Origin of the sequence: Lancefieldella sp. Marseille-Q7238 (assembly GCF_949152215.1) — a bacterium.
Classification (GTDB): Bacteria; Actinomycetota; Coriobacteriia; order Coriobacteriales; family Atopobiaceae; genus Lancefieldella.
Genome location: NZ_OX424407.1, coordinates 1,322,040 through 1,337,567 on the forward strand (window position 1 = coordinate 1,322,040; position 15,528 = coordinate 1,337,567).

A 15,528-nucleotide genomic window follows, 5' to 3' on the forward strand; every position below is an offset into this window, starting at 1 on the left:
TTCTAATCCATAGAGTTAGCCTTGTCTAACTATTTCTTATTCAAAATAAAAAATGCCTGAATGAAGGGCATATTGGTATATGCTTGATTGCAGAGACAGGCATGAGAGTTCGGGAGCCATCATGGGCGCTAGAGCCGAAGGATATGGTATGGGTGATACAACGAATATACCTGGTACAGCTGAACAGCAAGGCGTAACCGATGCTATACGGCAGCTCAAACAATGGATCGATGGGTCATCTCACCTTGTCTTTTTCGGAGGAGCTGGCGTTTCCACAGAAAGCGGCATTCCCGATTTCAGGGGGAAAGACGGTTTGTATAGCCGAGGTGGTATCAAAGTTGGTTCCATGACTGTCGGCTGCAACGCTTCAAGCGAAGATGCTTCTCATGATGTCGGTAATAACATCGGCAACGATGTCGGCAGCAACGCCGGTAACGATGCTCTTGTTGACCCGGAATTTGAGTCTTGGGGACGTATGGAAACGGAGTCTGACATTACACTTGAAGAGATTTTCTCGCTTGATATTTTTGAAGACTTCCCCGAAGCGTATTACACCTATTTCAGAAATTCTCACCACCTTGGCGAGGCAAAGCCCAATGTTACTCATCGTAAGCTGGCCCAATGGGAGCGCGAAGGCAAGCTGAAAGCAGTAATAACGCAAAATATTGATGGACTGCACCAGGCTGCTGGCAGCGAGAATGTATTTGAGTTACATGGCAATGAAACGCGCTTTTATTGTTCTGATTGCGGACACGCCTATACGCTCGATGAGATAGAGGCGTCAGCTTCAATGGTTCCGCTGTGCGCGTGCGGAGGAACTATCAGGCCGGACATTGTGTTTTACGGTGAGGGCTTGAACATGGATGTTTTTTATAGAGCTCTTGCCGCTCTTGCGGCCGCTGACGTGCTGATCGTTGCGGGAAGTTCGTTGGTGGTGTATCCGGCTGCCGGACTTTTAGACTACTATACGGGCCACAAGATGGTCATCATCAACGACATGCCAACTCCCTATGATGGGCGAGCTGACCTCGTGATCCATAGCCGCATCGGAGAAGTTTTTTCGCAACTATAGCAATGTCAGAGATTCAAAAAAATAAGTATTTGTGCTTTTATACCTCAGTAGTTTCAACTAATATAGGTGCCGTCATTGTAGCGGTTCTTTAGGCTTCTAATCACTTCTTAACGCAAGTTAAAAAATGACTGAAAGGTTGCGGGATCGCACAGGTTCTGTGACCGTATATCAGTCACAGTCAAAAGTTAAGGAGTGGGACATATGGCGTTTGATTTCACAGGCAAAATTGCTTTGGTTACCGGCGGATCCGCGGGGATTGGTGCGGAAATTTCGAAGGGTATCGTCGCAGGTGGAGGCCACGTCGTAGTATGCGCACGCAATGAAGAAGTGGGCAAGCAGTTTGTTCAGGAGCTTGGCGAGGGAAACTACTTCTACAAGATGGACATCTCTGATGCCGAGGGCGTTAAAGCTGCTATCGCAAAGATTCTTGAAGAGGTCGGCGACGTTTCTATTCTTATCAACAACGCGGGTCGGATCAGTTCTGTTCAGTTTGATCAGGTCGATGATACGGAATGGAACAACACTATCAACACGAACCTTACCGGCACCTATAATGTGACGCATGCGCTTTGGCAGCACTTTAAGAATCGTGGCGGCGCTCGTATCGTCAACGTTTCCTCTGTTGCGGGCAAAATCGGCGGCGGGTTGCTTGGTACAGTTGCCTACGCTTCTTCTAAAGCGGGAGTGAATGGCTTTACCAAGGCGATTGCCAAAGAGGGCGGCAAGTTTGGTATTTCTTGCAATGCCGTCTGCCCTTCCTTTACTATTACCGAGATGACAGATGCGCTTTCAAACGATCCCGAGAAGTACAAAAAAGTCGTTGGCATTATTCCTTTAGGGCGTCCCGCTCAGGCATCTGAGCCGGCGCAGATGGTTCTTTTCTTCGCATCCGACCTTGCGAGCTTCGTCAACGGAGAAGTTGGCGACTGCGATGGCGGAATCGTGATGGACTAGGTGAGATTTGTGACCACTAAGGAATCAACTATGAAAGAACCGATTTCTATTCAGCACCCTTTTAAAGCTCTTGGCAGGCTTCCGGGCGCAAATATTCTTGTCCCCTTGCTGCTGGGCTGTTTTATCAATACTGTGTTTCCTGAGGTGCTCCCCACGTTGGGAAGCTTTACCAAAGCTATGAGCGTTTCGGGAACAGGAGCGCTGGTTGGCGCCTTCATGCTATGCGTCGGTACAACTATTTCCTTCAAGAGTGCGCCGAAGGCGGCTCTGCGCGGCGCCATCATTATTATTTCAAAGGTTATTTTCTGCGTCGCCCTTGCGATGGCTGTTCTGTTCCTTATGGGCGACAATCTTTTCGGTCTGTCAGCCATGGTTATTCTCGCGGCATGCTCCGGTGCCAACAACGCGATGTATTCAGGTTTGATGGCCGACTACGGCAATGAGTATGAGCAGGGAGCCGTTGCAATCACCACGTTGATTGTTGGTCCTCCCGTTACCATGATCGCCCTTGGCGCCGCCGGTCAGGCTCCTATTGGCTGGTCGCTTTTGGGCGCCGTGCTTCCAATTATCGTCGGCATTATCTTCGGTAACTGTTTCCCGAGCTTGAAGAAGATGTTTTCTTCCGCGCTTCCAGGAATCATCGTGATGACGTTTTTCGCTATGGGTACTACGATGAAGTTTGATCAGCTTATCGCTGCCGGACCGTCCGGAATTCTTTTGGGCATTATTTGCTCCTGCCTCGGCGGATTTATTAACTTCTTTGTCGATCGCGCGACCGGAGGAACAGGCGTTGCCGGCGTTGGCATTTCAAGCTGCGCGGGCGCGAATGCCTTGACTCCCGCGGCAATGGCTGAAGCCAACCCGGCCGTGTATGGCGGCGCCGTTCTTGCGGCGGCAACGGCTCAGGTTGCGGCAGCCGTTATCGTGACTGCGATTTTGACTCCGCTCATTACGGCGTACGTGTTCAATCATTACGCTAACAGCAATGAGAAAAAGGTGAAGTAGCCACCGGCGCCGCATAAGAGCTTTCTTATGCGGCGCGTCTTTAAGCGCTGAAACGCAACGTATGTGTCGCATCTAGACGGTATGCTTGTTACAATACACTCGTTTATGGATACCGTCAGGAGGTAAGGATGCCAACACCAGGCCTTCCAGAGCGCGATCTCACCGATTTGGAGATTCAGCTTGCGGCTAATTCGATGCGACGCAATATCATCACGATGCTTGAAAAAAGCAAGTCAGGTCATCCCGGCGGTTCGCTCAGTTCGGCAGACATGGTGGCTACGTTATTCTTTTCAGGTGCTATGAAATACAATCACAACAATTCCGAAGACCATACCCAGGATCGGTTCTTTCTCTCTAAAGGACACGCCGCGCCGGTTATTTATGCAGCATACTACCTGCTTGGATGGCTGCATGACGATGATATGATGACGCTTCGTCAGTTAGGCAGCCGCTTGCAGGGGCATCCCGACAGCCACGCGTGCCCCGGCTTTGAGGTGTGTTCTGGCTCGCTTGGACAGGGGCTTTCAGTAGCTTCCGGTTGCGCTTTGGGCTTGCAACTTGCCTCGCTTGAGAGTGGTGAGCGTGCGCCCAAGGTATTTGTGCTGCTTGGTGATGGCGAACTTCAGGAGGGCTCTAACTGGGAGTCGATTATGTTCGCGGCGCACCATAAGCTTGACAATCTTATTGCCATTGTTGACTTCAATAACCTGCAGATAGACGGTCATGTGACTGAGGTTTGTTCTTTAGGTGACCTTGGCGAGAAGTTCCGCGCGTTCGGGTGGAATGTTATTCGTGTCAATGGCCATGACGTCTTGGAAGTTCGCAAGGCGCTTCTCGCCGCGCGAGACGGCAGGGAAGCGGGAAACACCGCGCCTACGGCTATTATTTGCACAACTGTCAAAGGCAAGGGTGTCTCGTTTATGGAGGATAAGGTCAACTGGCATGGCAACGCTCCCAGCGAGGCGCAGGCGGAGCAGGCGCGAGAAGAGCTTGACGCCGCGAGAGAGCTGCTGTTGATTCAGGCCGAAAGCACAAAGGAGGATGCCGATGTCTAGGGCAACTCGTGAAGCATATGGCGAGACGCTGGTTGAGCTGGTCCGCGAGGGACACAATATTATGGCGGTTGACGCTGACCTTGCCGGTTCTACGAAGCTCGCTGACTTTCAAAAGGCGTTTCCCAAGCGTTTTGTCGACGTTGGCATCGCCGAACAAGATATGGTCGGTGTAGCGGCCGGTCTTTCGCTGACAGGACATACAGTATTTACCGGCTCGTTTGCAGTCTTTGCTACCGGACGAGCCTATGATCAGATTCGCAATACCGTGTGCGATTCCGGTCTTAACGTCAAGATTTGTCCCACACATGCGGGCATTACCGTAGGAGAGGACGGTGCCACCCATCAATCGCTTGAGGACATTGGCATGATGCGCGCCCTTCCTCAAATGCGCGTACTGGTCCCTGCGGATTATTGGTCCGCGAAGGCCGCGCTACGTTTGGCGGCTGAAGCTGACGGCCCGTTTTACGTGCGCATGGGTCGCCACAAGGTGCCCGAGGTATATGACGAGACATTCAAAGGCGGCGTGCCGTACGCCACTGTGTTGCGAGAAGGAACGGATGTTACCCTGGCGGCATGCGGCGTTGAAGTAGCGCAGTCGCTGGCTGCGGCGGAAATTTTGGCCCAGGAGGGTATTTCTGCTGAGGTTATCGATGTGTTTTCAATCAAACCACTGGACGAAGAGGCCATTCTCGCTTCTGCCGCTAAAACAAGGCGTGTTGTTACGGTGGAAGAACACAATATAGCAGGTGGTCTTGGCGCGGCGGTGGCAGAGCTTCTGTCAGAAAAACTTCCAACGCCGATGCGCTTTGCCGGTATGCGGACGTTTGGCACATCGGCGCCGGGAGACGTGCTGCTTTCGCATTTCCACCTTGACGCAGAAGGCATTGCGGGGCGTGTGAGGGAGTTTGTACTCGCGTAAGCAGGCACACAAGTCGTAGCAGAAAACAGATAGAACGCAGGCCTCGTATGGAATACCGCTCATACGTTGATTGCTACCGTTTACAGAATTCCGTAGATTTTTTCTCATTTCAAACTATTTGTAAGGTTTTCTAACTATTATTTTGAATAGAGAAGGAATTGCGATACGGTGCGCAATTCCAAGGAGGGGAACGGTATGAGTACGTCAGAAGCTACGGCAGAAACGGCTTCGCCGGAGTCTGTCGAACACGATTTGTCAGCAGTACTTTTTAAGCGAAACGGCTTTCCGCCGATACAAGATCTCATACCGACGTCGCTGCAACATGTATTAGCGTCGTTTGCCGGCGTTATTACCCCGGCAATGATGATTGCGACCGCATGCGGCTTTACGCCTGATCAGGAAACGGCCATTATCCAAGTGGCTCTTGTTCTTTCCGGCATTGACATCCTCTTGCAGCAGTTCCCGCTTTTTGGGCGTATCGGCGCGGGGCTGCCTATTTTGACCGGTGTTTCATTTGCTTTTTTGCCGGCGTTTCAGGCGGTTGGTCTCCAGTTTGATTTTCCGACACTTCTTGGCGCCGAGCTGGTGGGCGGTATTGTCGCCATACTCTTTGGCATGTTCTACTCCAAGGTAAAGAGGCTGTTTCCGCCGCTGGTAACCGGTACTGTTATCTTTACTATCGGCGTTTCGCTCTATCCGACGGCCATTAAGTACATGGCAGGCGGCGCCGGTTCGGCGAATTTCGGCGGCATCAGCAACTGGACCGTTGGCCTGCTTACCTTCGCGGTGGTCTTTGCGTTGGCGAACTTCGGTAAGGGCGTCCTTAAACTTGGCTCAATTTTCTTCGGCATCATTATTGGCGTTATCGTGTCTATTCCTTTTGGCATGGTGGACACCTCTGAAGTTGCTGCAGCCTCGTGGTTCTCGCTGCCGCAGTTTATGCCGTACCACATCACCTTTAACCCGGCTGCCTGCATTACGCTGGGCGTAGTATACGTTATGGTCAACGTGCAGCTGATTGGCGACCTTTCTGCGGCATCCGCAGGCAGCATGGACCGCATGCCGACTGAGCGCGAAATTGGCGGCGCCATCAAGGCGCAGGGTGTGGTCAGCATCATATCGTCATTTTTCGGAGGTCTTCCGACGTCAGCTTTTGGACAAAACGTCGGTATCATCGTTTCAAATCGCGTTATCAATCGCTGGGTCTTCGGCGGAGCCGCTTTTGTATTTCTCGCAGCCGGTCTCTGTCCAAAACTCTCAGCGACGCTTCTTATGATTCCGCAGCCGGTCATCGGCGGCGCAACCATCAGCGTTTTCGGAACCATCACCTTAAACGGTATTCGAATCCTCGTTAAAGACGGTCTGACTCCACGCGCCTGCACGGTTTTTGGCATCTCGGTGGCGTTCGGCCTCGGCATTGCGCAGGTTGCAGGGTCTCTGACCGGTCCCGGTATGCCCGCGTGGGTAAATACTATTTTCGGAACCTCAGCCATTACACCCTGCGCCATTATGGCCATTATTCTGAACAGCGTATTGCCGCCTGAGGATAAGGAAGCTCCTGACGAGAAGAACCTCCGTCCGCTTGCGTACAATGATACGGAGGATGAACAGGCGTGACAGGGTTTCTCGCCTCAGTGTTTCAGCGTGTTGTTCGTTGCATTTTAGCAGGTAAAAGATGATTATCAGATAGTCGAAAGCAGACTGCAAGAGCGATAGTACAAACAGATGTGAGAACGTAGAAAGGGGTCAGTGCAATGCAGCCGGAGATGAAGTGGGTACTCAATACGATGCCTCAGAGCGAGGACAAAAACCTCAAGGTGATGTCCCTTGAAAACGTTAAAAAAGCTCGGGCGTTTCACAAGAGTTTTCCGCAGTATTCTGTGACGCCGCTTGCCGATCTTGAGGGCATGGCCGCCGACCTTGGGCTTGGGGGTTTGTTTATTAAGGACGAGTCGTATCGCTTTGGGCTTAATGCCTTCAAAGTGCTTGGTGGCTCCTTTGCTATGGCTCGCTATATCGCCGATGAAACGGGCAAAGATGTCGCGGATTGCGATTTTGAGTATCTGACGTCTGAGCAGCTTCAGAAAGATTTCGGTCAGGCAACCTTCTTTACAGCGACTGATGGTAACCATGGACGCGGCGTTGCCTGGGCTGCTCATCGCTTGGGTCAGAAAGCCGTGGTGCACATGCCCAAGGGTTCCACCAAGACTCGCTTTGACAACATCGCCAAAGAAGGTGCTCAGGTCACTATTGAGGAGCTTAACTACGACGACTGCGTTCGTCTTGCCGCAAAGGAAGCGGACGAAACCGAGCATGCGGTTATCGTGCAAGATACTGCTTGGGAAGGTTACGAGAAGATTCCGTCTTGGATTATGCAGGGATACGGCACTATGGCGAACGAGGCGGCGGAGCAGCTGCGCGAGCTTGAAGTAAACCGCCCAACGCACGTTTTTGTACAGGCAGGCGTAGGATCTCTCGCAAGTGCTATGGTCGGTTACTTTACCAACCTCTTTCCTTCAAATCCGCCCAAGTTCATCATTATGGAAGCTGGCGCGGCTGACTGTCTCTATCGAGGAGCGCTTGCAGGTGATGGCGATCCTCGCATTGTTGGAGGCGATCTTCAGACTATCATGGCAGGCCTCGCCTGCGGTGAGCCTAATACTATTGGCTGGGATATTCTGCGCAACCATGCTTCTGCATTTATTTCATGTCCGGACTGGGTGTCCGCCAAAGGCATGCGTATGCTCGCGGCGCCCGTAAAAGGTGACCCTGCGGTGGTATCCGGCGAGTCTGGTGCTGTGGGTATGGGCGTTATCTCTACGCTTATGACCGACCCGGCATACGCAAAGCTTCGTGATGCCCTTGACCTTGGCAACGATTCAAAAGTCCTCCTGTTTTCCACCGAAGGCGATACCGATCCCATTCGTTATCGCGAGATTGTTTGGGACGGCGCCTGGCAGTCTATCGATGACGTGCAATAACCTTTGTCAAAATCCTGTTCCACTTGCCGCTTAAAAAGACCCGTTTGCCGAGAAAATAAAAAGATCGACGGCAACTCTTGCAATGTCTGCTGCGAGTGGTTTAATAGGAGTATCAAACAAAAAGTTTGGTAATCAGAAAAAAGGTTTGACTGAGTTTGTCTGACAGGTTCGATTTTGAAACTGATGTGGGTATTGAGGCGAGTGAATATTTCCGGCTTCACTCCAACGATAAGGAGGATCTGATGAAAGAGTTGGATTACGGTGCAATCAAGGCGGCAGCAAACGATTACTCCAAGGATATGACGGCCTTTTTGCGCGCTATGATTTCTCATCCAAGCGAGTCCTGCGAAGAAGGCGAAGTTGTTGCCTGCATTAAGGCGGAGATGGAGAAGCTCGGCTTTGACGAGATTAAGGTTGATGGCCTTGGCAACGTTATGGGCTTTATGGGTGAGGGCGATAAGATTATCTGCATCGATGGCCATATTGACACGGTTGGTATTGGCAATCGTGACAACTGGAACTTCGATCCCTATGAGGGCTTTGAGGATGACCAGCTCATTGGTGGACGCGGTGGCTCCGACCAAGAGGGTGGCGTGTGCGCCGGTGTGTATGCTGCCAAGATTATGAAGGATATGAACCTCATTCCTGAGGGCTATAAGGTTATGGTTGTCGGCACCGTCCAGGAAGAGGACTGCGACGGCATGTGCTGGCAGTACATTTATAACGTCGATAAGATCAAGCCTGAGTTTGTTATTTCAACCGAGCCTACCGATGGTGGCATTTATCGCGGTCATCGTGGTCGCATGGAGATTCGCGTTGACGTTAAGGGTGTTTCTTGCCACGGTTCTGCTCCTGAGCGTGGTGACAACGCCATCTACAAGATGGCCGACATCATCAACGATGTTCGTGCACTTAACAACAACGGTGCCGAGGAATCCACTGCCATTCGTGGTCTCGCAAAGATGCTTGATCCTAAGTACAACCCAGATCACTATGAGGATGCTCGCTTCCTTGGTCGTGGCACCTGCACCGTTTCCCAGATCTACTTCACCAGTCCTTCTCGCTGCGCCGTTGCTGACTCCTGCGCCATCTCCATTGACCGCCGCATGACTGCCGGTGAGACCTACAAGAGCTGCCTCAAGGAGATTGAGGAGCTTCCTTCCGTTAAGAAGTATGGCGACGACGTCAAGGTCTCCATGTACATGTATGACCGTCCTTCTTGGACCGGCGAGGTCTATGAGACAGAGGCATACTTCCCAACGTGGATCAACAAAGAGTCTGCGCCACACGTCAAAGCACTTGTTGACGCGCACAAGGCACTCTTTGGTGATGAGCGTATTGGGTGCGAGAAGTCCATGGCAACCCGCACCGGTCGTCCTCTGTGCGACAAGTGGACATTCTCTACAAACTGCGTTTCCATCCAGGGTCGCTACGGCATTCCATGTGTTGGCTTTGGACCGGGCGCTGAGTCTCAGGCACACGCTCCCAACGAGATTACGTTCAAGCAGGATCTTCCTACCTGCGCGGCTCTCTATGTTGCAGCTCTGAATCTCTACGATGGTTCTGCCGTTACCGGCGATGCCACTGAGTTCCGCGCCAGCTTGACCGACAACGATATCAAGTAAGCTACCCCCTCATATACATCGGCGGCTCCGACCCACTCCTCACATATATAGGGGCCGCCCGATGTAGAGTTTTCCAGTGAGAAGGACTCGGATTTCAAAGCACGTACTTCTCGCCGTTTGTTCAGGTAGACGTCCCTTATGGGACTGGTAATTTCAACGAGAGGATTGACTATGGCCGACACCATCCAGCCGTATCTTGATGAGCTTGCAAAGCTTGACTTTTCCAAGATGTACAACGAGGACTTCCTTTTGACGTGGGAGAAGTCAACCGATGAGCTGAGGGCACTCTATGCAGTTGCCGATGCACTGCGCAATCTTCGCGAGCGCAATATTTCCACCCGCCTCTTTGAGTCCGGTCTTGCCGTTTCACTCTTCCGCGACAATTCAACCCGCACACGTTTTTCCTATGCGTCGGGCTCTAACCTTCTTGGTCTCCAGCTGATGGATTTGGATGAGGGCAAGTCTCAGATTGCTCACGGTGAGACCGTCCGCGAGACTGCGACGATGATTTCCTTCATGGCCGATGTTATTGGCATCCGTGACGATAAGTTCATCGGCAAGGGCGACGCCTATATGCGCGAGGTATCTGCCTCCGTCAAGCAGGCTTTTGAAGATGGCGTTTTGGATCACCGTCCAACGCTGGTATCCCTTCAGTCCGATATGGACCACCCCACTCAGTCCACGGCTGACATCCTCTACCTCATCAACGAGTTTGGCGGCCTTGAGAATCTTCGTGGTAAGAAAGTTGCCGTTACGTGGGCATATTCGCCTTCCTACGGCAAGCCGCTCTCTTGCCCGCAGTCTCTCATCACCCTTCTTCCTCGCTTTGGTATGGACGTTACCTTGGCACATCCCGAGGGTTACGACCTCATGCCAGAGCTTGTGGATGTGGCCGGTAAGTTTGCTGCCGAGTCCGGGGCAACCTTTACAAAGACGTACAACATGGCAGAGGCCTTTGAGGGCGCTGACATTGTCATTCCTAAGAGCTGGGCTCCGTATGCCGCCATGGAGAAGCGTACCAATCTCTACGCCGCCGGCGATGACGCGGGTATTGATGCTCTGGAGAAGGAGCTTCTCGCTGAAAATGCCACTCACAAGGATTGGTGCTGCACGGCCGATCTTATGGCAAAGACGGCTCATGGTATGGATACCATCTATATGCACCCGCTGCCTGCAGACATCAACGGTGTTTCTTGTGAGCACGGCGAAGTGGAAAATGAGGTCTTTGATTATCACCGCGATGGTCTTTATAAAGAGGCTTCTTACAAGCCATACGCTATTGCCGCAATGATTTTCTTGCAGAAGGCAAAGGATCCCATTGCTACACTTAAAGCACTTGAGCAGGGCAATACCCCTCGCTGGTTCCAGGCGTAAAGTTTGAAACTTTCAGGGACCTGTGCTGAGACCTCTGGCTTCAGAACAGGTCCCTTTTGTTTTTACCGGGCGAGAAGAGCGTCCTCCCGAGTCGTTTCTCGCCACAAACCGACAGGGTTCTGCAGCGTCAGCTGCATACAGATGGACAGGTACCTTTTGGAGGGGACTATGGGAAAGCGTATTGTGATTGCTCTGGGCGGCAATGCTCTGGGCAAAAATCTGCCCGAGCAGATGATCGCGGTGAAGCATACGGCTAAGGCAATCGTTGACTTGATTGAACAGGGCAATGAGGTCGTCATTGCTCATGGCAACGGTCCTCAGGTCGGCATGATCCAGGAGGCCATGACGCAGCTGACGCGTTTTGATCCCGAGAAGTACATTCCGTGTCCACTTTCCGTGTGCGTTGCCATGAGCCAGGGCTATATTGGCTACGACCTCCAGAACGCCCTTCGTGAAGAGATGCTTAACCGCGGTATCAATAAGAGCGCTGCTACCGTACTGACTCAGGTTGAGGTCGATGGCAATGACCCGGCGTTTAAGAATCCCACCAAACCTATCGGATCGTTCATGACCAAGGAAGAGGCCGACAAGATGGTCGCTGAGCGTGGCTATGACGTCGTCGAAGACGCGGGGCGCGGATACCGTCGCGTAGTAGCGTCGCCTCAACCTGTTTCAATCGTTGAGCTGGATACCATTCGTTCCCTCATTGAGACCGGCAACGTTGTCATCGCGTGTGGGGGCGGTGGCATCCCCGTCTTTAAGACCGAGGGCAATCACCTTAAAGGCGCTGCTGCCGTTATCGACAAGGACTTTGCTGCCGCGCGCCTTGCCGAGCAGGTGAACGCCGATGCTCTGATTATCCTGACGGCCGTTGAGAAGGTCGCTATCCACTTTGGCACGCCCAAGCAGGAGGATCTTTCCGAGCTTACCGCAGAGACTGCCAAGGCCTACATTGAGGCGGGGGAATTTGCTCCCGGTTCCATGTTGCCAAAAGTTGAGGCGGCTTTACAGTTCGCGCAGTCCGGCGAGGGTCGTACATCTCTTATTACGCTGCTTGATAAAGCCGCTGACGGCATTGCCGGCAAGACCGGCACCGTGGTCCGCGGATAACGGGTAGCATAGGAGTTAGCTTGCGTTAATTTTTGCGTGAAGGTTTTAATGGCACGGAGCGATTTGTCTTATAGCTGACGTCTCTTTGCGCCTCATAGGAATGAAAGGAGGTCATACTGTGACACGTATCGGGTGCATAGTCATGGCCTCCGGTGCGTCTCGGCGCTTTGGCTCGAACAAGCTTATGGCAGAGCTGGACGGTAAACCCCTTATCCGGCACGTCATTGAAACGGCTTTGGCTGCGGGTTTGGAGCCTATTGTAGTTACCGTTGACGACGCGTTTCACGCACCGGTAATCGCGCTCTGCCGGCAGCTGCGCGTGCGTGTTGCTACACATGACGGTATGTTGCAAAGCGATACTGTCCGTCGCGGGATGCAGGAGGCAGACGTTGATGCGGCAGCTGGAAAACCGTGGTCGGGAGCGGTGTTTCTTCAGGGCGACCAGCCGCTTGTGAGCACTGCAAGTCTGAAGGCACTTCTCGCCAGCTTTGAGGCGCGCCCGGATATGGTTTCGCGTCTGGCATGGCACAAGACACCAGGAAGCCCCGTGGTATTTCCCGCTGTCTTGTTCGATGCCTTGCGCAAGGTCGCAGGAAATGCGGGAGGCTCGGGCGTGTTTGCAGAACATCCGGAGTATAAGGCGTCAGCCGTGCTTGTTGAGGCGGCGTGCGCTGAAGAGCTCATGGACGTTGATACTCCTCTGGAGCTCGAGCGCCTTGCGCGGGCGATACGAATATCGGCATCTATAAGCGGTTTAACGACCGAGAGATTGGGAGTTGACTGATGAACGTAATAAAGAATGGCTTTCTTGTGTTGCCCGAAGGCGTCTTTTGTGGAGACTTGGTACTGGATGGCGAGAAGATCGTCCAGGTGGGAGGTGCGTACGAGGCGAGCGCAGATGACACTGTTATCGATGTCACTGGCAAATACGTATTTCCGGGCTTCATCGATGCCCACACGCATATGCAGTGTTGGACGGGTATGGACTGGACAGCGGACAGCTTTGAGACGGGGACGCGCGCCGCTGCCTGCGGTGGGACCACCACGATTGTGGACTATGCCACGCAGGACAAGGGTATGACGCTGACCGAAGCGCTTGATGAGTGGCACCGGCGCGCCGACGGCACCTGCACCGCCAACTATGCGTTCCACATGGCCATTGCCGATTGGAACGATCAGGCCAAGGTTGATATGCAGGTTATGCGTGATGCCGGCGTTATGTCATTTAAGACCTACTTTGCCTACGATCATCTGCGCCTGGATGACGCCCAGACGCTTGAGGTGCTTGAGCGCATCCGCGATGTTGACGGTGTTTTGTGCGTCCATTGTGAAAACGGTACCCTTGTCAACGAGATGCAGCGGCGGATGCTTGCGGCAGGCATTACCGGCCCCGAAGGTCATCCTATGAGCCGTCCGGCGGCCTGTGAGGCAGAGGCTATTTCTCGTCTGTGCTATCTTGCGGAGCTTGCCGATGCCCGTATCAACATCGTGCATCTGTCCAGTGCGCTTGGACTTGAAGCGGTTCGTGCGGCCAAGGCGCGCGGCAAGGTGAAGATGGACGTTGAGACCTGTCCGCAGTATCTGTTGCTGGATGATTCGCGCTATCTTGAGAGTGACTTTGAGGGCGCCAAGTACGTTATGAGCCCGCCTTTGCGCAAGCCGCACGATATTGAGGCTCTGCGCCATGCCGTATGTGACGGCGAGATTGATACCATTGCTACCGATCACTGCAGCTTCAATCTTCACGGTCAAAAAGATCGCGGCATCGGCGACTTCACCCGCATTCCCAATGGCGGTCCCGGTGTAGAGCATCGGCCTGGGCTTATCATGACCTCGTTTGAGAACTGCTTGGGCGCTCAAGACTTTGCCCGTCTCATGAGTGAGGGACCCGCACGCGTCTTTGGCATGTATCCGCGCAAGGGTGTCCTGCGTGTTGGCTCCGATGCCGACGTGACGGTATGGGATCCAAACGTAGTGTGGACCATCAGCGAGAAGAACCAGCATCAAAACGTTGACTATACGCCATACGAGGGCTTTGAGATTCACGGACGTCCGGCATACGTTTTTGTCAACGGTGAGCTTGCGGTGGTCGACGGTGAGCCAACGGGCGCGAAGCCAGGCGCGTATGTCAAAAGGTAAAGGGCGGCATGACGCATGATGATTCGTACGATGAGCATAGATGACTATGACGCAGTATATGACCTTTGGATGTCTTGTAAAAACATGGGCTTCAATAACCTGGACGACTCCCGGAAGGGGATAGAGCGCTTTTTGCTCCGGAATCCGACCACCGTTTTTGTAGCGGAAGAGACTGGGGTTCTTAAAGGCGTTGTCCTTGCAGGTCATGATGGGCGAAGAGGCTACATTTATCATATGGCCGTTGCCAAGGCATACCGGCGGCAGGGGATTGCAGCGGAGTTATTGGAACATACGCTCAAGGCTCTGGAGAAGGAAGGTATATACAAAGTGGCTCTGCTCGTCTTTAACCGCAATGAGGTTGGCAATGCCTTTTGGGAAAAGCAGGGATTTACTGTTAGGGAAGATATCACCTACAGAAACAAGGCTCTTGCGGAGTTCATCAGGACTGATACTTGAGACAAGTGCAGGGGAGAACGATCCAAGGTGGCAATCCGAAGCAGTGATGTGGATCGCCGCATGGGATACAGTAGAGTTTGTACGTTGCCTAGACGCAGACCGCGTTTGGGCTGAAAGAAGGAGAATTTTATGGCAAAGAAAGCAATCGTTACCGACAAGGCACCTGCAGCAGTTGGACCTTATTCTGCAGCCATTTCTGCAAACGGATCCATTAACGTATCTGGTCAGCTTCCGGTTGACCCCGCAACTGGTGAGTTCGCCGGTGAGGACATTAAGGTCCAGACTCGCCAGAGCCTTACCAACATTCAAAACATCCTTGAGGCAGCCGGTGCTTCCATGGCTGACGTTGTTGAGACTACGGTTTTGCTTTCCGACATCAACGAGTTTGGCGCCATGAACGAGGTCTATGCCGAGTTCTTTGCTGAGCCCTATCCTGCACGCGCAGCATTCCAGGTAGTTGCTCTTCCAAAGGGCGCTAAAGTCGAGATCAAGGCCGTTGCCCGTATTTAGGTTTGCGTTTCTATATCCGAACAATAGGGGATTTTTGGAGCGGGTTTCAGTGAGAAATTCCGCTCCAAAGCTTATTCAAGGTTTTAGCCTGTTGAGCTCGAGCAACGCACGAAACATAAAGCCACCCGCTGGAACAGTGCTGCCAGAAATGCGCCAAGTTGGTGTCCGAGTTACCATACTTGGCGCATTTCCGGCAGCTCTAGGCGGTATAATCGTGCTCGTAAGGTCTTCTCGCTTTACTTGCCGTGATCGTTGAAATTGCGTATCAACAGCTGTCTGCAAATCCGCAGGCAGTTTTTTTGCTTTCGTGGTGGTTTTCTCGTAGCGT

General features: G+C 52.7%; 14 protein-coding genes. All 14 read left to right on the forward strand.

Going from position 1 to position 15,528, the window contains the following annotated elements:
• The first annotated feature begins 148 nt into the window (after window positions 1–148).
• The 14 genes from QM016_RS05985 (at window position 149) to QM016_RS06050 (ending at window position 15,200) form a co-directional block, all read left to right on the forward strand.
• The gene (locus QM016_RS05985; protein WP_156825481.1) at window positions 149–1,072 is read left to right on the forward strand and encodes an NAD-dependent deacylase; all 924 of its coding nucleotides are present in this window, start codon (window positions 149–151) and stop codon (window positions 1,070–1,072) included.
• 201 nt (window positions 1,073–1,273) lie between these two features.
• A complete protein-coding gene (locus tag QM016_RS05990) occupies window positions 1,274–2,026 on the forward strand; it encodes an SDR family NAD(P)-dependent oxidoreductase (protein ID WP_016477424.1) in 753 nt (250 codons plus the stop codon).
• A 30-nt stretch (window positions 2,027–2,056) separates the two neighbouring features.
• Entirely contained in the window at window positions 2,057–3,031 is a 975-nt protein-coding gene (locus tag QM016_RS05995; RefSeq protein WP_282711102.1) for a 2-keto-3-deoxygluconate permease, read from the forward strand.
• Between the two features lie 128 nt (window positions 3,032–3,159).
• Window positions 3,160–4,086, forward strand: a complete 927-nt coding sequence (locus QM016_RS06000) for a transketolase (RefSeq protein WP_282711106.1) — start codon at window positions 3,160–3,162, stop codon at window positions 4,084–4,086.
• Window positions 4,079–5,005 carry a transketolase family protein gene (locus QM016_RS06005; RefSeq protein WP_282711113.1) on the forward strand — a complete coding sequence of 309 codons (927 nt, stop codon included), beginning with the start codon at window positions 4,079–4,081 and terminating at the stop codon, window positions 5,003–5,005. Before QM016_RS06000 ends, QM016_RS06005 begins: the two co-directional genes overlap by 8 nt.
• Window positions 5,006–5,200: 195 nt before the next feature.
• Window positions 5,201–6,622: a solute carrier family 23 protein gene (locus QM016_RS06010; protein ID WP_282711127.1), complete on the forward strand. Its 1,422-nt coding sequence runs from the start codon at window positions 5,201–5,203 to the stop codon at window positions 6,620–6,622.
• 137 nt (window positions 6,623–6,759) lie between these two features.
• Window positions 6,760–7,986, forward strand: coding sequence for a diaminopropionate ammonia-lyase (gene dpaL / locus QM016_RS06015; RefSeq protein WP_016477419.1), 1,227 nt, complete (start codon window positions 6,760–6,762; stop codon window positions 7,984–7,986).
• Between the two features lie 242 nt (window positions 7,987–8,228).
• Complete coding sequence (locus QM016_RS06020) at window positions 8,229–9,611, forward strand: YgeY family selenium metabolism-linked hydrolase (RefSeq protein WP_282711139.1); 1,383 nt, start codon at window positions 8,229–8,231, stop codon at window positions 9,609–9,611.
• A 171-nt stretch (window positions 9,612–9,782) separates the two neighbouring features.
• Complete coding sequence (ygeW, locus tag QM016_RS06025; RefSeq protein WP_016477417.1) at window positions 9,783–10,985, forward strand: knotted carbamoyltransferase YgeW; 1,203 nt, start codon at window positions 9,783–9,785, stop codon at window positions 10,983–10,985.
• Between the two features lie 168 nt (window positions 10,986–11,153).
• On the forward strand, window positions 11,154–12,095 hold the full coding sequence (arcC, locus tag QM016_RS06030; protein ID WP_282711161.1) for a carbamate kinase: 942 nt from the start codon (window positions 11,154–11,156) through the stop codon (window positions 12,093–12,095).
• 118 nt (window positions 12,096–12,213) lie between these two features.
• Window positions 12,214–12,879, forward strand: coding sequence for a nucleotidyltransferase family protein (locus QM016_RS06035; RefSeq protein ID WP_016477415.1), 666 nt, complete (start codon window positions 12,214–12,216; stop codon window positions 12,877–12,879).
• Window positions 12,879–14,234 carry a dihydropyrimidinase gene (gene hydA / locus QM016_RS06040; protein WP_282711166.1) on the forward strand — a complete coding sequence of 452 codons (1,356 nt, stop codon included), beginning with the start codon at window positions 12,879–12,881 and terminating at the stop codon, window positions 14,232–14,234. Before QM016_RS06035 ends, hydA begins: the two co-directional genes overlap by 1 nt.
• Before the next feature lie 30 nt (window positions 14,235–14,264).
• Window positions 14,265–14,690 carry a GNAT family N-acetyltransferase gene (locus QM016_RS06045; RefSeq protein ID WP_282711458.1) on the forward strand — a complete coding sequence of 142 codons (426 nt, stop codon included), beginning with the start codon at window positions 14,265–14,267 and terminating at the stop codon, window positions 14,688–14,690.
• 129 nt (window positions 14,691–14,819) lie between these two features.
• Window positions 14,820–15,200, forward strand: coding sequence for a RidA family protein (locus QM016_RS06050; protein WP_282711168.1), 381 nt, complete (start codon window positions 14,820–14,822; stop codon window positions 15,198–15,200).
• Window positions 15,201–15,528: the final 328 nt, after the last annotated feature.